14 protein-coding genes and 1 pseudogene are annotated in these 18918 nt (G+C 43.7%); 1 reads left to right on the top strand and 14 read right to left on the bottom strand.

Annotated elements, in window-relative coordinates; genetic code table 11:
• Window positions 1–154: 154 nt before the first annotated feature.
• From BM329_RS01190 to BM329_RS01145, 10 genes and pseudogenes are all read right to left on the bottom strand, one after another.
• On the bottom strand, window positions 155–1153 hold the full coding sequence (locus BM329_RS01190; protein WP_092547688.1) for a fimbrial protein: 999 nt from the start codon (window positions 1151–1153) through the stop codon (window positions 155–157).
• Between the two features lie 94 nt (window positions 1154–1247).
• Window positions 1248–3752, bottom strand: coding sequence for a fimbria/pilus outer membrane usher protein (locus BM329_RS01185; RefSeq protein WP_092547819.1), 2505 nt, complete (start codon window positions 3750–3752; stop codon window positions 1248–1250).
• Between the two features lie 23 nt (window positions 3753–3775).
• Window positions 3776–4480, bottom strand: coding sequence for a fimbrial biogenesis chaperone (locus BM329_RS01180; protein ID WP_092547686.1), 705 nt, complete (start codon window positions 4478–4480; stop codon window positions 3776–3778).
• Window positions 4481–4579: 99 nt separating this feature from the next.
• Window positions 4580–5107 carry a fimbrial protein gene (locus tag BM329_RS01175; RefSeq protein ID WP_092547684.1) on the bottom strand — a complete coding sequence of 176 codons (528 nt, stop codon included), beginning with the start codon at window positions 5105–5107 and terminating at the stop codon, window positions 4580–4582.
• 808 nt (window positions 5108–5915) lie between these two features.
• Window positions 5916–8051, bottom strand: a pseudogene (gene flhA, locus BM329_RS01170) (flagellar biosynthesis protein FlhA); the annotation flags it as partial.
• Window positions 7996–9147 carry a flagellar biosynthesis protein FlhB gene (gene flhB, locus BM329_RS01165; protein ID WP_092547678.1) on the bottom strand — a complete coding sequence of 384 codons (1152 nt, stop codon included), beginning with the start codon at window positions 9145–9147 and terminating at the stop codon, window positions 7996–7998. The gene flhB and the pseudogene flhA, both read right to left, overlap by 56 nt.
• 212 nt (window positions 9148–9359) lie before the next feature.
• Window positions 9360–10328 carry a fimbrial protein gene (locus BM329_RS01160; protein WP_092547676.1) on the bottom strand — a complete coding sequence of 323 codons (969 nt, stop codon included), beginning with the start codon at window positions 10326–10328 and terminating at the stop codon, window positions 9360–9362.
• The gene (locus tag BM329_RS01155) at window positions 10325–12817 is read right to left on the bottom strand and encodes a fimbria/pilus outer membrane usher protein (protein WP_092547673.1); all 2493 of its coding nucleotides are present in this window, start codon (window positions 12815–12817) and stop codon (window positions 10325–10327) included. The genes BM329_RS01160 and BM329_RS01155 overlap by 4 nt, the downstream gene beginning before the upstream one ends.
• A gap of 184 nt (window positions 12818–13001) precedes the next feature.
• Window positions 13002–13715: a fimbrial biogenesis chaperone gene (locus BM329_RS01150; protein WP_092547666.1), complete on the bottom strand. Its 714-nt coding sequence runs from the start codon at window positions 13713–13715 to the stop codon at window positions 13002–13004.
• A 57-nt stretch (window positions 13716–13772) separates the two neighbouring features.
• Window positions 13773–14321 (bottom strand): fimbrial protein, encoded by a 549-nt coding sequence (locus BM329_RS01145; RefSeq protein ID WP_092547664.1) that lies wholly within the window; start codon window positions 14319–14321, stop codon window positions 13773–13775.
• A gap of 814 nt (window positions 14322–15135) precedes the next feature.
• Here BM329_RS01145 and BM329_RS01140 point away from each other — a divergent pair.
• Complete coding sequence (locus BM329_RS01140; RefSeq protein ID WP_092547653.1) at window positions 15136–15696, top strand: recombinase family protein; 561 nt, start codon at window positions 15136–15138, stop codon at window positions 15694–15696.
• Between the two features lie 146 nt (window positions 15697–15842).
• On the opposite strand, the gene cheZ is transcribed toward BM329_RS01140, so the two are convergent.
• The 4 genes from cheZ to cheR all read right to left on the bottom strand — a co-directional run bounded on the left by cheZ (window position 15843) and on the right by cheR (window position 18917).
• On the bottom strand, window positions 15843–16499 hold the full coding sequence (cheZ, locus tag BM329_RS01135; RefSeq protein ID WP_092547650.1) for a protein phosphatase CheZ: 657 nt from the start codon (window positions 16497–16499) through the stop codon (window positions 15843–15845).
• 9 nt (window positions 16500–16508) lie between these two features.
• Complete coding sequence (cheY, locus tag BM329_RS01130; protein ID WP_092547648.1) at window positions 16509–16898, bottom strand: chemotaxis response regulator CheY; 390 nt, start codon at window positions 16896–16898, stop codon at window positions 16509–16511.
• An 86-nt stretch (window positions 16899–16984) separates the two neighbouring features.
• The gene (locus BM329_RS01125; RefSeq protein WP_092547645.1) at window positions 16985–18037 is read right to left on the bottom strand and encodes a protein-glutamate methylesterase/protein-glutamine glutaminase; all 1053 of its coding nucleotides are present in this window, start codon (window positions 18035–18037) and stop codon (window positions 16985–16987) included.
• Complete coding sequence (gene cheR, locus BM329_RS01120; protein ID WP_092547642.1) at window positions 18030–18917, bottom strand: protein-glutamate O-methyltransferase CheR; 888 nt, start codon at window positions 18915–18917, stop codon at window positions 18030–18032. Before cheR ends, BM329_RS01125 begins: the two co-directional genes overlap by 8 nt.
• Between the last annotated feature and the right edge of the window lies 1 nt (window position 18918).

The raw sequence follows: 18918 nt of genomic DNA, 5'->3' as shown, positions 1-18918 counted from the left end.
GACATATTCAAAAAATTAATTTGAGTCATTTATACAATAGTTAATTTATTGAAACAATTAAACATACTTATTTATTTTATTATGATTCTTATAAACAAATTTTCCGTCACAATCAAATCCAGCAAATTATCACACCTCCGATTTTCACTCTTTATTACTCATAACTCATTGTAAATGTCGCGGATGCATTGGCAATTCCTACTTTCAGGTCATTACTATACCGATAGTAACGTGCTTTTAAAGGAATGTTGACAAGCCCTCCTATCGCGGTAGTTGTATAGTATATTTTTTCACCGATATGAATAGGAGTGTTAGTGTTACCATCTAAAATCTGAATACCTACTCCTTCAGCTCTGGCCTTGCCTTTAACTTTATCCTTAAAGCCACTTTTAAGATTGATAATGCCTTGTTTTGAATTATAAGCACCTTGATTACCATTTAAGGTCATATAAACCTTAGAATTGGGCTCACACTCCAAAGGTATATTAAATTCTTTTTCTGCCGCCGTAGAACCAAGTCCAGGCAATTGCGCCATCGTTACCGAGGGTAAATCTACGTTAATAACTGTTTTACCAATGGTACACGATGGTACTTTAATCGTTATTTCATCCGTACTCAATCCAGATTCACTCAGAGGTAGACTATTTCCTTGACCACTATTATCCCAGTATTCTAATAAGATATTGAGACGATTCTGGTTTAATTGATATAGACCTGCCTTTGCTTTTCCAATTTTGTAATAGCTAAAGACAAGCTCAATCGGTATACTGATACTTTCATCTTTTTTGATCTTTGGCAAATCCTTGTAAAACCCTTGTGCATTTTTTGTCATAGTATTTGTATATTTCAGTGATGAAGATTTATCCGATACTTTGACAGTATATGCAAGACCACTATCGTCCAGTTTATATTTTGCAGAATTCAATTGAAAAATATAGACCTGTATCCTATGAGTAACGTTTGCGACTCCTGTGCATGCAACAGTACCCTGTCTGGTTGTAGACAGCACACTTTTGCCAGAAGAAATATTGGATGACGAAAGAATTACTTCCTGTTCCCCTGGCGGATCCAGCTTTACAGTACAATTGGCATAAACTTTGCCCACAAAAAACACCGAGGCCAGCAATAACCACGGATAAATAAATACTTTCATCAGCCATTCCTTATATGAATTCTACCATTTATTGTTATGTCACCATTATTAACATAAAAAATTGTTAACACAGAAATATGATGGCCTCCTGCCATCATTGACAATTTTCATGTATTGAAATTACCGGAGCTTCGCTTTTTGGCAATGTAAAATGTGTTCTACATTGTTCGAATTGACTATTACCCCATTGAACCGATAGCTGTCCCTGCTCCGGCACGCCGCCGAAATAAACTTCGCCTCCATTGCCGACAATGCTTTGATTTGTGCTAAGAGAGCTAGTTTTATTCTCTTTATTCACTTTATTTTCTTCATATAAAGCGGCTATTGCGCCAAAAGGAATCGGTTTACCTCGGTGAGTCAGCGTGAACAGGACTCGGTGACCGACCCATGTGCGAAAATCAGCTACGACCATCGCTCCCTGTGTCGGAATAACGGTCTGAATATTAGACTCAATTTCTACTCCCTTGCCAAAAGAGTCCGGAGACAGCGCAATCCGGTTACGATGATAAGCACTGACATAAGGCAATACAGCATGACCTTGCCCATCCGTTTCAACGCCGCTATAACCGTTAATCTTAACACCAGCAGCACCGGGTGTTTTGACCAGAACAATCGTCTCACCCAATGGCTGGGATAACGTCGCGCCATGGCGATGAGCAACTATCCCGCCCCTGAGTCCGTAATTAATCTGTTTCGAACTATCGTTGTAGTTATATCCACCGGACAGCTCACCATAACGGGCTTTATAGCTGAGATGAATATTACCATCAGTACCCTGACCGTTATTACCATAACGCTGCTGCAGAGAATAACCCAGAACACCGTTATCCAGAGCCGTACCACTCAATCCAATTGATTGGTTGATATCGCCCCGACGGTTATGATTGATACTGTAGGTAGCCCAACTGCTCCGCAGCCAGCGATCGAGCGGAATGTGTATATTAAAAGCCAGTTGCTTATCGGCTGTTGAGTTATTTGAACTCATATTCTGGGTGTAATTCAGGGTATAATTGATATCGGCATAATTCACACTATACCCGATATTAAAACGACGGGTTTGGCTGTTCTTCCCCCAGTTATTCTGCCAGTCACCGGAAAAATAGACACTGCCGTAATCCGACAGATTTTGACTCAGAGTGAGCTGAAATTTATGTTTGCTTTGAGATGATGGCTTGTCATATCCAGACTGATGATTAGCTTCCGGTAAATCATAAAAGTGCGGTGAGGAGTAATAATAACTGGACAAAGACAAGTTAGTTCCCGTCTGCTCAAAGTCTTTGGTGTACTGGGTCCGGTAAAGCCAACCCTGTTTTTGACCTTCATCAATAATATCAGCCTGCGAGTGTGTGATATCAAAAGACAAAGAACCCCAATGACCAAAGCTATGGCCCACACCGATGGCATAAGCCTGATAGTTTGGAGACAGTAATGTACCACTATACACCGTTGTGGCATGAGGCAAACCATAATAGACTTCGCTCTGCATAAAAATCGGCCGACGGGTATGTTCGTGCGAATTACGGTATTCTCCCGCTGTCAGGCTGTATTTGAATCTCCCTTCTCGCAGCATAACGGGAGCTGATGAAAAGGATTGGACAAAATGCCGCTCACGACCATCCGCTTCCCGAATAACCACATCCAAATCGCCGCCAGAAGAGGCAGGATAAAGATCATCAATGACGAAAGCGCCGGGTGGAACATAAGCCTGATAAATCATGTACCCGTTCTGACGAATGGTGATTTGGGCATTACTTTCTGCGATTCCCCGCACCACGGGGGCGAAACCCCGCTGGCTGTCCGGCAGCATATTATCATCAGACATCAGAGTGGCACCAAGGAAAGCAAACCCGCTGAACAGCTCTCCCCGTGTATTACTTTCACCAATCACCAACTGGCTTTTCAGCAAATGAATATCACGTTGCAGATACGTATTAAGATTTTCCCAACGCGACTCACTGCGATTGCCTTGGTGATAAGTAGAATAATTCCGTAAACGCCAGGCACCCCAGTTTAATCCACTACGCAGATTCAGATAGAGACTCCTGGTATCAGAGCCGATTTTATTCCGGGTTTCAGCACCACTAAGATCGTAATTCATCCATAGCGCGGGTTCACCATGCTGCCAAAGTGACGAATCAATCGCACCGCGCGCTTCAGCCGTCATCACTGCTTGAGGAAGATTAATCAACAGCGTTTGTTGACTAAATTGTAACGTGGTATCGGCATAAGGAATGGTATCAGCCAAATCAGTGATCAACGTATCTGCGTTCAAACCGGGAAAAGCGGCTACATTGACTCCCCAGTCAATCAGTTGCTGAACCGATAAGACGGGTTGCAGCTTCTTACTGGCTCCCAGCACAAACCGGACATCTTGATCACCTTTATCCTGACCATTGACACGGATATCAACACGGTAGATCCCCGGTGCACTCCCGCCTTTTTCTGTAAAATAACTCAAATCAGGCGGCGGCATCGAAGGATCATGAATTTCCAGTGCATCAAGATCAAAATAGTCACTGGAATACCCACATACAGGTAAAAATCCGATCAGCAAAAATAACCTTAGCCAGCCGCGGGCAGTAAAAGCAATCCAACGCATATTATCTTTTGACTTATAGATCATTACCAAGATGATAATGTCTGAGATTGTGGTTCAGTTGTGCCGCCAAAATCATTGATGGCTCGCCATGTCACGGTATTGCCGGAATCTTCGGGTAAAGTCCATTGTTTAATGCTAAATGGAGATACCATACCGGTTTCTGGTACAGGTTGTCCCCCAATCATAATGTCATAGAAAGATATATAAAAAGGGGTTGGATTCTGCACTGTCAGTTGCCCGTCCTGCCGGGAAAAAGTCAGTTGCTGATAGGCATGACCCGCCTGTTCTTCTGTCAACCCAGCTGGCCGATAAAAAAGTTTTATCCGGTTTTTCACCGATATCAGCAGACGATTTGCATTACTCTTTTCCACCGCAGGAATGGCTTTAACGTTCAGCCAAAAGACAGATTCACGATCCCGTGGTAAAGCGTCGTCTGTCAGCATAATTCGCAGACGGTTTTCTTGTTCGCCATCCAGACGGAATAAAGGCGGTGTGACTAGAAATGGCGCTTTACGATCAGATGCTTCTGTCGTTGATGTAAACATATCGACCCAAGACTGAATAAGGTAAACATCTTCCTTGCCAGAATTAATGACGGAAACAGTCGCTTCACGCTGAGAAGCTTCATAAATGACCCGGGTACTACCGAGCGACACGCTAGCATAAACGGGGGAAACGAAAATAACAGGCAGGGACAGTAACAGCCCGATTAAAAAACGCTTTAACATAACAATATCACTACACAACTTAAAATAAGGGACATCCCACCGAATACGGTGGGAATATCACAGGTGCAATAAAAAACAGTAAACGGAAAGTGTAAGAAATTAGTTGTAGTGTAGTGTAAAGGTCGTGGAAACACTCACAACACCTCCTACTGCAGCCGCGTCTGCTGTAGCCACATATTTGGCCTTAAATTTAAGTTCACCTGTCTGATTCAAGCCTACATTAAGAGGTTTACTAAAACCCGCTTTGGTAATTTGAGTACTACCATCATTCTCATAAATACCAATACCAACATTTTTTGCTTTACTTATATCGCCGCTTGTATTTACTAGCAAATTATTTTCACCTAAACCTTCGAATTTCACCTTAACGGTTTTAGAACCAGCTAGCCCGCATTTTTCCAGATTAATCTGAAAGTCTTTTTCACCAGCAGTTGCATCTTTCGTTAACAATTTGCTTGCCAGTACATCGCCCAACGTGACATTTAATGTTGATGATCCGCTGCTGACACTACACGTTCCGCTAACAACCCTACCCATAAAGTTAATTGTGCCGCTATTGGCAGCAGATGCTGGCGCAGCCATTGAGCTAAAAATAACTACTGCGATAAATAATTTTAATAACTTCATTTTTATATTCCTTTAATTACATATATTACGCATATCAAAATCTCCTCAGCCGAAATAAAAATACCCCTTTTCAGTTAAGGAAATTCAATAAATTCTAATAATTGATGATTGTGTTTTAACAACAGATTCAGAATGTCTTTCTTAATAAATAGTAACAATCTTTGCCAGAACTCAAAACAATAGGTTTGACCAAAGAAAGCCACAATTTTTATATGAACAATCTATTTTTGTAATTACCTAAATGTCCGATCGAGAATACCGATCTTCACTCGCTAGCTCATGTACATATCCAAAAAAAAGCACATGGAATTGAAAAAAATCATTTATCCCATTGCTTTTTTTTTAATAATTACCTTCAATTTCAGCACTGCATCCACTTAAGGTAAAATGAGTATATAAATGGTGTGCTAATTAATGAAATGTTTCAGACAGCATTATCCGGCTGTGGTTTCCATACTCAATAATATTGAACATTTGATTAACGCTACTAGCATAAATACATCCTGTTTAACTATTTTATCTATTTAACTAATTAAAAATTTCATATTAGTAAGCCAAGAAATATACACTAACTAATTTCTTTATGGAAATTGTTATTATCGATCAATTAATATTATTTAATAGTTTATACCTATCAATATTAATAATTCGATCGTTTATTCCAATTTAAAATCATTAATCAATTAATGCGTTATTAAGATAATACGGTTATGTTTTCTTTAATTTTTTATTTTTTAATAAATACTGAATCAGGTTGGGGCATTAATTTATCTATTGATTTATATATATACATTATCTTATCTCGATCTTATCTCGTACCCCCAATCGTTGCTGTCATTCTGATTTGACGATTATCGGTAATTTCAAGGCTGGACAATACAACCAACCGAGGCAATACGCGACGTAAGAAACGAGATAATAGCGGGCGCAGTGCATGGTTAACCAATAGCACTGGCGGTGCTCCCAGCATTTCCTGACGTTCCAATGCTTCTGCCGCCTGACGTTCCAGACTTTCTGCCAGACCCGGTTCCAGTCCGCCACCATTTTGCAGTGCCTGAAGCAGTAATCTTTCCAGCCCCGCATCCAATCCAATAACGTTGATCTCATCCGCTCCCGGGAACCATTGCTGGGCAATCGCTCTGCCAAGCGCAATTCGGATCATGGCAGTTAATTCGTAAGGATCTTTCTGCATCGGCGCATGTTCTGCCAATGTTTCAATAATAGTGCGCATGTCACGAATCGGTACTTGTTCCGCCAGTAAATTTTGCAGAACTTTGTGCAGCGTTGTCAGGCTGACGACATCAGGGATGAAATCTTCCGTCAGTTTCGGCATCTCCTGACTGACCCGTTCAAACAATTGCTGTGCTTCCTGTCTTCCGAACAATTCACTGGAATGCTGTGACAGTAGATGGTTAAGATGGGTTGCAACCACGGTGCTGGCTGCTACGACTGTATAACCCTGTACCTGTGCCTGTTCTCTCAGACTGTCATCAATCCATACCGCTGCCAAACCAAAGGCCGGGTCTGTGGTTAAATCACCCTGCAATTCTCCGATAGCGCCACCCGGATTAATTGCCAACCAACGCCCCGGATGTGCTTCTCCATGACCAATCTCTACACCTTTCATCATGATACGATAACTCGCCGGTGCCAATTCAAGGTTGTCACGAATATGCACGACAGGGGGCAAATAACCCACTTCTTGCGCAAATTTTTTGCGTATTCCGCTGATACGGCCGAGCAATTCACCATTTTGGCGAAAGTCCACCATCGGAATCAGACGATAACCCACTTCCATCCCCAAGGGATCTTCCAACTGTACATCAGACCACGAGGCTTCTGCGGTCTGCTGTTGTTCCTCCATCGCTTTCATCACTTCGTGTTGTACAGCCAGTGGGTTTTTATCCTTACGCAATAAGAAATATCCCGCCCCGGCCAACGCTGCCGTAAACAGCAAAAAGACAAAGTTAGGCATTCCCGGCACTAAACCGAGCAGGCCAAGCACCCCCGCACTCAACATCATTACTTTCGGATTATTGAAAAGCTGGGTCACCATTTGCTGACCAACATCTTCATCAGTCGCAACACGAGTGACAATAACACCCGCTGCAGTGGAGATGATCAAAGCTGGTAACTGGGCAACCAGTCCGTCACCGATAGTCAGCAAGGTATAGGCTTCTGCGGCATCTCCCAACACCAAACCATGTTGAACAACACCAACAATCAATCCTCCGATGATATTGATCACCAGTATCATTAATCCGGCAATCGCATCGCCGCGCACGAATTTACTCGCACCATCCATCGAGCCGTAAAAATCCGCTTCCTGTGTCACTTCAGCGCGACGCTTTTTAGCTTCATCTTCACCAATCAATCCGGCATTCAAGTCAGCGTCAATCGCCATCTGTTTGCCGGGCATTCCGTCCAGCACGAAGCGCGCACCAACCTCTGCGATACGCCCCGCACCTTTAGTAATCACCATAAAGTTAATCAGGATCAGGATAACGAAAACAACAATACCAATCGCAAAATTACCGCCAACAAGAAAGTGCCCGAAGGCTTCCACTACCTGTCCTGCGGCGGCTGATCCGGTATGGCCTTCCATCAGAATAATTCGTGTGGAAGCAACATTCAGTGACAAACGCAATAAGGTCGAGAACAATAAAATGGTCGGAAACGCAGCAAAATCGAGCGTTCTGCGGGTGAACATCGCCACCAGCAACACCATAATAGAAAGCGCAATATTGAAAGTGAATAATAGATCAAGCAATAATGGTGGCAACGGCAACACCATCATCGACAAGATCATAAGAATCAGAACAGGTCCCGCAAGCATTTGCCATTCGGAGCCTTTCATATTTCCCGGTAAACGGAATAACGAGGCCAGATTAGCCATGACGATTATTTTCTCCAGCAAAATCCAGTGCTGGCGGCACTGGCAGATTTTCAGGTTTCTTCGGTTTCAGGCCACCTTCCTGTTTCCAACGTTTCAATTGGTAAACCCAGGCAAGCACTTCGGCGACAGCGGCATAGAGCGCCGCAGGAATAAAACCGCCCACTTCAGCATGGCGAAATAATGCCCTCGCCAAAGGGGGAGCTTCCAACAACGGAATGCGGTTTTTCGCACCAACTTCTTTAATGCGCAAAGCAATAAGCCCTGTCCCTTTGGCTAAGACTTTCGGCGCACTCATTTTTTTGCTGTCGTATTGCAGAGCAACAGCATAATGGCTCGGGTTGGTGACAATGACATCAGCCTTCGGCACATCCGCCATCATGCGTTTACGCGCCGCCGCTCGCTGTTGTTGACGGATCCTTACCTTTACATGTGGGTCCCCTTCTTGTTCTTTAAACTCATCCTTGATCTCTTGACGGGTCATTCTCAGTTTTTTCAGGTGGCTGCGGATTTGATAAAGCACATCAAATGCCACCATCGGTATCAGCATAAATAAGACAATATAGCTGGCAAAAATCATCATGAGCACAGCATCATTCAACGCCATCAAAGGAGGCTGGGCTATCAGGTTAAGCATGGCAGGCCAATTCAGCCAGATAAACAGCGCTGCTGCTGCTCCCACCAACGACGCTTTCAGGATGGCTTTGAAAAGTTCTGCCAGCGCATTCATGGAGAAGATTTTCTTCAGACCAGAAATGGGATTCAGCTTAGTTAAATCAAATTTAATGGATTTTGAGCTGAATATCAGCCCGCCCATCAATGCTGGTGCACTGAGAGCAATCAGGACTAATCCGGCAAATACTGGCAACAAAGCCCAAACGGCTTGTTTCAACAATCGGCCAACTTGTTGCAACATCTGTTTGTCATTACTGATCATATTGTGATCGAAGTTGAATCCTTCAAATACCATCAGCGAAAGTTCGTGGGTGATCGACTGTCCGCTCATCCAGAGCAGACTGACTCCTCCTGCTAACATCAGGATTGAAGTCAGCTCCCTGGAACGCGCAATTTGCCCCTCTTTACGGGCTTTTTCCCGTTTATGGGGCGTGGGTTCTTCGGTTTTTTCGAGGTCGTTATCTTCAGCCACAGCTTTTCCTGATAAGCATTCGTTATTGCATGCAAAAAATTTGCCTTTGGAAAAGAGCAAATGAAATTGTGTTAAGCATGACAAAAGCCCAGAAATTCAATGGCGGGAACACTGCAAAATTTGCGGGGGTATTTGGGGAATAATAAAAGTGCCGGAGGCTGGGCAGCTCCGGCAGTGGGATTGGTGCTATTTATAGCTGATATTACTGATAGCTAATAGTAGCTCATAGTATAGGTGACTTTGCCGTTGGCTTTGCCGGGGGTGACATGGTTTTCGGTTTGGATATAACGTGCCTGTAATGGGATCGTGATCACCCCCTTACTTACTGAGTTAGTCAACTGATGTGGCTGGCCAAATTTTACAAAGTTATTATCGTCATATTGCAACTGAATACCTATACCTTTAGCAGCACCTCCACTACTGTCAATCTCCATAATACCCTGCGCTCCTCCATTAACCACTGAATTGGAGGCAAGGACAGTAATCGACAGGTTAGTATTATCTGGACAGTTGTTCAAAACAATACCGGTACCGATATTCTTCCAGTTTGTGAAGGAATCTTTCCTCTTAAAGTCAGCAATATCATAGTCCCCCATCTCCACTCGGACATCAGGGGTTGTGCAAGTCGATTCCCTGATTTTTACTGTTCCTGTAAATTTGATGCGAGCTTTGTTGGCCTTATTGGCACTGTGGATACATAACTGGGGAAGAGAAGCACCCGTAAGTTTTCCTGCCATTAAGTTCGAACCTCTGAGAAACTTGAATGTCACTCCTGTACTAGGTGTTATATGAGATGTATTAGGAGATAAGGAAGTGTCATTATCATCTACCACTGCCATAGTAATACCTGAATTTCCAGACAGATTTTTGGAAAAACTATATGATAGCTGATCATTATCATTTAGCCCTGGTAAGCCAGAAAGCGTGGTATTCCCTTTAAATAGAACTTGACCCTCTTGGGTATCCGAAAGGAAAACAACCTGAGACAAGTCCACCTCGCGCACTTTGTCATCATCCACGGCCATGCCGTTACAAGTAAAGCTATTATCTGCTTCAGCGCCAGTGGAACAGAATATCCCCCCCAGAAAGATTACGGGTAAAAATAATTGATATAATTTTTTCATCATTAACTCGCTGATCATTGATTTAGCACACTGAATCCCCTCAGTGTTGCCCGTCATTTACACAACTGCACGCTCTGAGTATTATCCCACCACGAACTTTTGCTGTCCGGTAACTGATATTTCACCCGGCACTGCATTTGATTGTGGCTGCCCCATTGCACTTTCAGCTCACCTGTTGAGGCCTGCACACGGGCAAACAGTTGCCCTGCCTGACTGATATAACCCACCAGCCCCCCTTTTTCGTCTGTGACTTCCGCCCCAAAAGGGATCGGCTGCTGATTTGACTGCTGTAGCCGAAGCAAGATTGCAGTGCCCTGTTTAACACCATAATTCAGCTTCACCACCGCGCCCGATAACGGGGCCACTTTCTGCCGTGTAGTCCTTAATTCCACACCATCACTGGCTCCTTTGGGATCGATGACAATGTCATTCATCCGGTAGGGATTCAGGTTGGGCACGATTGCATACCCCTGAGAATCAATATGGATATTGGAATAGGATGAAACCTGTGCCCCTTCAGCCCCTTTGGCTTCGACAAGGGCAAAAGTATCGCCGCTATGGGATGAAAAACTGAGGCCGCCTGAATGCGCGATGACCGTGCCATTTATTCCGGCCGAAGCACTGCTATAGTTTTTTCCTTTACTGTAAGAAGCCGACAACACACTCCACGAGTTACGATAATTACCGGAAAGTGAGGCCGCATAGTCAGAACCCCGCCGCTGTGAAGCATTCAGGTTATAATAAAACGGCGTGTCTTCCCCGACCGTGCCGGACAGGCTAAGCTGTTTTCTCCACTGACTTTGCTCATCATAAGCCAGGCTGGTACTGAGATGACGGACTGCCTTTTTCCCCAGGGGCAGGCTGACATTAAACAGCCAGCTATTCTGGAATTTCCCCCGGTCATTCTGGTTACGGGTCACCGATACGCCATAGCTGATGTCTTGCCAATGGTTATTGTAGCCGAGCTGATATTGCCGGCTATAGCCCTGACGTTTCCAGGAATTCTCCATGGAACCACTTAAATGGAACTGTCCCCAGTGCTCTGGCAGGCTCTGATTGAATGTTAACGTGACGCGGTTGCGGGGTGTGCTGCCATTATTATCAGCCACGTCCTGTGAAGACAGGGCATCGGACAAGCTCCGGTAATCTTTGGTTGAAAAATGGTAAGTGTCCAAAGAGAAATAGCTGCCCGTTTCACGCATATGCTGACTGTAGCTTAAGTGATAACGCTGCCCCTGTAACAACTTACCCTCACCGGTATTTAAATGCGTATGGGCGACCGCGGCCGACAGTGCCCCTATGGGGGTATCAACGGCCAACCCCAGCTGCCCGGCATAATAGTTGCGTGAATATTGTAATCCCGCATTACCGGTTATACGGTTAGTTAAACCCTGCTGCCAGGTCGTTTCAGCAAACAGGGGCAGCACCTTTAACGTGTGACGGCGATATTTACCCACGGTAAAACTGTATTTACTGGCACCGGGACGTAATAACTGAGCGACAGCGGCATACGGCACTTCAAAATGCTGTTTGCTGCCATCTGCTTCATGAACCGTGACCGCCAGGTTGCCCCCATAACCCGTCGGATAAAGATCATTGATAACAAAATCCCCGGGCGGCACCGTAGTTTCATAGATAACTTGCTCTCCCTGATGCACCGTCACTCTGGCATTGGTACGGGCAATCCCGCGAATTTCAGGCGCATAGCCTTGTTGGGAAGGCGGTAACATATATGAAACGCTGGTCAGCGAAACCCCGGTAAATGGCAAGGTATCGAACAATTGACCGGAGGTATATGACTCCCCCATCAATACCCGGCCCTGCAATGCAGGAATATCACGCTGTACATAGGTATTCAGGGCATGATATTTTTTTTGGCCCTCCTGCGGCCAGTTGAGGCTGCCATTATGGCGGAAATACCAGGCGCCCAGATTCAGGCCGGTGTGCAATGAACCGTAAGCCGACTCACGGTGCACTCCCCGGGATTCACTGCGGTATGCGCTGAAGGTATAACCCAGCGTAGCAGCCCGGATACCTTTGTCCCACAATATGGGATCCACCGCATCCCGGGCCTGTTTTTTAACGTATATCTGCGGCAGGTTAATATTGAGTTGCTGATAGCTACTGTTGTACTTTACCGTGGCTTCCGGCAGCCATTCAGCCAATGAAATACAATTATCCTGATCTTCCGCTCCCGCTGCCGTGATATCTTTTGCCAATAGTTTCAGTTTAAGGGGCAACTGCTTTAAGAACGCCGCCGGCACACACAGACTGACCTGATAGTTTGGTAACCCTTTAAAGGTCACACTGTCCCGTGTCAGGTATTTCCCGTTCAGCCAGATCTCAGATAAATAAGTGCCCGGCAGCATGGCCGCTCCCTGACTGAAACGTTTTAAATCCAGTTTTTCCGGAGAGACACTGCGCAAAAATGTAGCCTCAAATTCAATATGTTCGCTGGTGTGTGCGGCAGAATAAGCAGAGGCTATGACCCCATAACCGAATACAATGGCAGGATATAAACGGTGATTAATTTTAGTTGATTTCATCGCATTCCTTATTTTCTTTATTTATGACTGTATTGCTTTCTTTATTGCTTTATTGCTTTGTTTCTTTCTTTATATATTGCTTTATGGTTTTGTTTATTTATTGCTGGATTTATGGATTTGTTTCTTTATATATTGCTTTGTTTGTTTATTTCTTTATATATTGCTTTCTGGCGACCAGAACATTTTATTGTGTGCTGTGTACAGCGCCATAGTCATTAATATATTGCCAATCCTTTACCTTACTAACGGCCGCCCCTTTAATTGCGAAGGTACGTTTGCCAAACGGGGAAACCGTATCGCCTGCGATAAGTTGTTCTTTCCCCGTTTGCTCTACCGTAATATTTGCCAGATTGATATACCAGGGGGAATCATTAATCGCAGTAATGCCTTTATTGTCGATTTCCCAGCGCAACCTTTTAGCCGCTGATGTCGGCTCTCCTTTAAGGGAGGCGGGACGAAAGAAGATTTTGATACGGGTACGTATTGCAAATTGTAAATAATTACGATGCTCTTTCTCTTCTTTGATTTTCGCCGGAATTTCCAACGCATTTAGCCAGAAGAGCGATTCCCGGTCCGCCGGAAGATGATTATTTTCGATATAACGAATACGCAGAGACTGGCCTTGATTGGGGTCAATCCGGTTCACCGGGGGGGTGAGAATAAAAGGCACATCAATCAGTTCCGGCAGGGCTTCTGCATCGCCATTATCTATCCAGCTTTGTAATAATACCGGTGATTTTCCCTTATTATTGACCTGTACCGTCACTTCCTTCTCTTTTTGTGGATAGATGACGCGGGTAGACGAGAGCACAACAGATGCAAAACCAGGATGTGCCATGATTGCCAGCAGCAAGACTGCCGGCAGCTTTTTTAATAACAGATAAGATTTTGATGACATATTACAGCCCGTTATTCTGAGAGATAGAGCGGAGTTTCCTCCGCTGCTATTTAATTATTATTGATAGCTGATTTCATAACTTATTTTTGAATTAAACGCCCCCGGTATAACTGGTTTATCATCTTCTATACGCTTATATTGGACAGAATATTCAAATTCACCCTCATTACTATTTAATACAATTTCCGGACGAGCGGTTGCTAGATCCAGTTTGTTTCCACTACTATCCAACATTTCAAGGACAACATTTCCAGCTGAATCACTAGACGCCTGATTAATTATTTGTCCGGCTTTGTTAATGCTATTCGTGTTACCTGTAAAAGTGGCAAACACACTTCTAGTATTGGGCACGGTAGAACATTGATTAAGCTTCAATTTCACTGCAGAATTTGCTGTTTTCCCAGATTTGTCAATATCTGTCGAATTGACATCGTTTAAGGTAATCGTTCCATCATTTCCAGGAACACCATTCATAAGTACAGTACAAGTAGGTGATCTTATATCCCCTTCAAACGTAATCGTTCCACTAGTTCCAGCAGCCATTACAGATGTACTGCTTAACGTAAAAATGGTCATTGCCATAACGGATAATTTATTAAGTTTCATAAAAATAACTACCTAATTCTGAATTAAAATTAATTAAAAATATCGATGATATTCGCTTATATTGCGGGTTATCAAAGGATACATTCACTGCGTGTTATCAAGGGATAGATTCACAAATCACTTATTAAAAAGTACAAGACGCATAACCACGCTTAACTTATTAACATACGGCAAGAAATCTCTTAATAACGGAAGGAAAATATATACTAACTAATTTCTTTAGGGAAATCGTTCTTATCGATCAATTAACATAATTTAATAGTTTATACCTATCAATAAAGATCATTCGATCGTTTATTCCAATTTCATAATAATTAATCAATTGATGAGTGATTAAGATAAGACGATGATGTTTTCTTTAATTTTTTATTTTTTAATAAATACTGAATCAGGCCGGGGCATTAATTTATCTATACCCTTCGTCTTTCAAGTTGCCGCTTTGTTGGCGGCGCTCACTCACCCCAGTCACATAGTTAGCTATGCTCCTAGGATTCATTCCCTTGCCGTCGCGCTGCATCTTGAAATCCATTGGGTATATTGATTTATATATAGTGTGTCTATCTGGAGAGCATTCAGATGGACTCATTGCGTATTACTGATAAGAAAAAATTGATACTGTGAATCAGCTAACTCGTTTAGGTTATTTTTCATTGAATTCATTGGTAATAATTTCTCTTTCATCACTTAATCGGATAAACACTGCAAATCAACCATTTTTTATCGTTCATTTAGATAAATAAAAGGTTTTTTATATCGTATAAATAGGTATTATTTATGTAATAAACAGTTTCTAAAAGTAACAAAAGGAACTTCTGTGGCAAGAGTGGGTTATATTAGAGTGTCAACAAATGACCAAAATAGTGATTTACAAAGAAATGCGTTGGTCAATATCCATTGTGAACTGATTTTTGAAGATAAAATAAGTGGTAAAACGGCAAATCGCCCCGGACTGAAACGCGCCTTAAAACACCTTAAACCTGGTGATACTCTGGTAGTTTGGAAGTTGGATCGATTAGGCCGCAGTGTAAAAAATCTTGTCACGCTCATTTCTGAACTGCATGAGCGTGGTATTCATTTTCAGAGTCTGACTGACAGTATTGATACCAGTACCGCAATGGGGCGATTTTTCTTTCATGTAATGAGTGCGCTGGCAGAAATGGAACGTGAACTAATTGTGGAAAGAACCAATGCGGGTCTGGCAGCAGCACGGGAACAGGGAAGAATGGGTGGACGACCCGTGATATTTACCGAAGAAGATCGTCAGCAAGCTGCCAGACTATTGACTAAGGGACACTCCCGAAAACAGCTGTCAATTATTTACAATGTCTCGTTATCAACAATTTATAAGTATTTACCTGTAGGGAAAGTGGTTTGACCACTGCTATTTGTACCGTGCAGAAAAACGATGAGGTTTCGATTACTCTCCAGACCGTCTTCTGGTTCTTTACGGTAAGAAACAAATGAGTTTTTCAACTTAATAATCTTATGAATCGACTTCACAATGTTTTTCTCTTCTCGTTATCAAAAACCTAAACTATCCAACAAATCATCAACTTGTTCTTGGTTGGCAATGACACCTGAACCATTTTGGTTGACTTGAGGGCCGTTAAGGAGACTATCGTTCTCTTTTTTCCCTTTAGCCATCTGGTCAGAGGGCATATTTTCCATTAATACCATGACCAATTGTTTTTCCAGTTCCTGAATGACTTCCATCATCCTCTTGATTACCTGCCCCGTGAGATCTTGAAAATCTTGTGCCATCATGATCTCAAGCAATTGGGTGTTGGTAAATAAGGCATAATCAGGCACAAGAGTCAGGTAGTTTCTCGTGTCTGTTACCAGTGAGCGGGCATCAGTCAGCTCCAGATTTTTCGGGTTTGCAAACCACTCATCCCAACGTTCAGTCAGGGATTTTGCCGACGCTTCCAGTTCATTCTGACAGGGCTGCGCTGCTTCAACGCAGTTCAGCACTCTTTCAGCTGCCTGTGCCGTCATTTGGACAACATAATTCAATCTCTCCCTTGCATCTGGGATCGCCTCAGCCGCCTGAGCTATAGTTTGATCCAATCCCAGTTCACGCAGACTATCGCGCAGCATTCTTGTCAACTGCCCAATACGACTAATTATTTCACTGGCAGGAATTGCTTCACCTCTAGGCATGACTGGATTTTCACTCATTTTATCTCCTTAGAGCCCCAATTTTTCAAATATCTTATCGAGCTTCTCTTCTAAGATAGCGGCAGTAAACGGTTTCACTACATAACCGCTGGCTCCGGCCTGTGCCGCTGCAATAATGTTTTCTTTCTTCGCTTCTGCCGTCACCATCAAAACAGGTAAAGAAGCCAATTTTTCTTCGCCGCGAATCGTTTTCAGTAATTCGAGACCATCAATATTTGGCATGTTCCAGTCAGAAATAACGAAATCAAATTCAGAAGTACGAAGTTTAGTCAGCGCTTCAGCCCCATCCTGAGCCTCATCTACGTTGTTGAAACCTAACTCTTTCAATAGATTACGCACAATCCGGCGCATAGTTGAAAAGTCATCAACAACCAAAAATCTCAGATCCTTACTTGCCATAAAAACTCCTTAGAATTGCATTTGTCCGGCAGCACAATTTTGTTTGCAAAAACAGGGCTGCAAAAATTAACATCAAATAACAACGACTAAGTGCGAATCGATTGCCCTGCGCTGATTTTAGCAAGCATCGCTTTGCTGATGTTTCGAATGTCCATGACATCATCCACTGCTCCCAATTGAATCGCTGCCCGTGGCATGCCAAATACCACGCAGCTTGCTTCGTTCTGCGCCAGGGTATAGGCTCCCGCCTGCTTCATTTCCAACAAACCTGCGGCTCCATCACTGCCCATGCCCGTTAAAATGACACCTATGGCATTACGCCCTGCACATTTGGCAACTGAGCGGAACAGAACATCAACGGAGGGACGATGGCGATTAACCGACGGTGTGTTAGTTATCATGATTTGGTAATTGGCACCACTGCGACACAGCTCCATATGCCGATCCCCCGGTGCGATGTAAGCATGCCCCGGCAGGACACGTTCTCCGTCTTCGGCTTCTTTGACAGTGATTTGACTCAGTTTATTGAGCCGTTCAGCAAATGAGCGCGTAAAACCCGGTGGCATATGCTGTGTAATCAATAAGGCCGGACTCGTGACCGGCAGAGGTTGCAGCAAATTTTTAATCGCTTCAGTTCCCCCCGTCGACGCTCCGACTGCGATCAGTTTTTCACTGGACAATAAGGGCTTGAAATTCAGCGGTACTGCCACTTCAGAAACTGATGTCACAGAACTGACTTTTGCCTGTGCCGCAGCACGGATTTTCTCGGCAATCAGTTCACTATAAGCCAACATACCTTCACGGATGCCCAGCTGTGGCTTGGTGACAAAATCCACGGCACCTAATTCCAGCGCTTTTAATGTAATTTCCGAACCTTTTGCTGTCAGAGAAGAAACCATCACGACAGGCATAGGACGTAACCGCATTAATTTTTCCAGAAAATCAATCCCATCCATGCGAGGCATCTCGACATCCAATGTTAATACCTGCGGGTTATATTTTTTTATCAAATCGCGGGCAACAAATGGATCCGGAGCACAATCGACCACTTCCATATCAGGGTGGCTATTGATAATTTCCCGCATGATTTGGCGCATCAGCGCCGAATCATCCACACAAAGAACAGTTATTTTATTCATGACCCCTCCTTGCCCGATTTACACCGTAAACGGTATGCCCTTGCAAGTAGAACTCTCGGCTGATTTGAGTGACATTTTCGGAATGCCCTGCGAAGAGCAAACCATCCGGTTTTAAGATATTGATAAAACGACGCAAGATCCTTTCTTGTGTCTTTTTATCAAAATAAATCATGACATTACGACAAAATATCGCATCAAATTTACCGTCTGGCACCCAATCAGCATCCAATAGATTCAAGTGCTGAAAGCTCACCAACTCAGCAAGCAAAGGGCGGACCCGGGCATGACCTTCGAAAAGACCAACTCCTTTGAAAAAATATTTTTTCTTTTGAGTCTCACTCAGAGACTGTAATTCTTCCAGTCGATAAACACCCTGCCGGGCTTTCTCCAGCACGCTGGTATCGATATCGCTGCCAATGATTTTTATCCGATTTGAACGATGCCCCAGTGCATCACACAAGGTCATTGCAATAGAATACGGCTCTTCACCCGTTGAAGCAGCTGCGCTCCAAACACGGTATGTTCCCCCACTCTTCCTGCTGGCATGTGTCGCCAGAATAGGAAAATGATGGGCTTCCCTGAAAAATGCCGTGAGATTGGTGGTTAATGCGTTGATGAACAATTCCCATTCGTTGCTGTGGATATCTTGTTCCAAAATCGACAGGTATTGACCAAAGTTATTCAGCCCTAATACACGAAGCCGCCTGACTAAGCGGTTATACACCATCCCACGTTTATTTTTTGCCAGTACAATGCCAGCCCGTTGATAGATAAACTGGCAGATGCGCTCAAATTGCGCATCTGACAAGGCATGCCGCTGAAGCATAAAGTTCAGCGGTGCAATAGCATCAATATCTGAAGCTGTTAAATTGGATTTCATC

This window comes from Xenorhabdus koppenhoeferi, from assembly GCF_900116635.1.
GTDB lineage: Bacteria > Pseudomonadota > Gammaproteobacteria > Enterobacterales > Enterobacteriaceae > Xenorhabdus > Xenorhabdus koppenhoeferi.
The sequence above is the reverse complement of the archived record's forward strand: the minus strand, read 5'-3'. Positions and strand labels throughout refer to the sequence as shown.

Coding starts and splice junctions, on each gene's coding strand:
- BM329_RS01190 (WP_092547688.1), bottom strand. CDS start 1,153: ATGAAAGTATTTATTTATCCGTGGTTATTGCTGGCCTCGGTGTTTTTT.
- BM329_RS01185 (WP_092547819.1), bottom strand. CDS start 3,752: ATGCGTTGGATTGCTTTTACTGCCCGCGGCTGGCTAAGGTTATTTTTG.
- BM329_RS01180 (WP_092547686.1), bottom strand. CDS start 4,480: ATGTTAAAGCGTTTTTTAATCGGGCTGTTACTGTCCCTGCCTGTTATT.
- BM329_RS01175 (WP_092547684.1), bottom strand. CDS start 5,107: ATGAAGTTATTAAAATTATTTATCGCAGTAGTTATTTTTAGCTCAATG.
- BM329_RS01160 (WP_092547676.1), bottom strand. CDS start 10,328: ATGACGGGCAACACTGAGGGGATTCAGTGTGCTAAATCAATGATCAGC.
- BM329_RS01155 (WP_092547673.1), bottom strand. CDS start 12,817: ATGAAATCAACTAAAATTAATCACCGTTTATATCCTGCCATTGTATTC.
- BM329_RS01150 (WP_092547666.1), bottom strand. CDS start 13,715: ATGTCATCAAAATCTTATCTGTTATTAAAAAAGCTGCCGGCAGTCTTG.
- BM329_RS01145 (WP_092547664.1), bottom strand. CDS start 14,321: ATGAAACTTAATAAATTATCCGTTATGGCAATGACCATTTTTACGTTA.
- cheZ (WP_092547650.1), bottom strand. CDS start 16,499: ATGAGTGAAAATCCAGTCATGCCTAGAGGTGAAGCAATTCCTGCCAGT.
- cheY (WP_092547648.1), bottom strand. CDS start 16,898: ATGGCAAGTAAGGATCTGAGATTTTTGGTTGTTGATGACTTTTCAACT.
- BM329_RS01125 (WP_092547645.1), bottom strand. CDS start 18,037: ATGAATAAAATAACTGTTCTTTGTGTGGATGATTCGGCGCTGATGCGC.
- cheR (WP_092547642.1), bottom strand. CDS start 18,917: ATGAAATCCAATTTAACAGCTTCAGATATTGATGCTATTGCACCGCTG.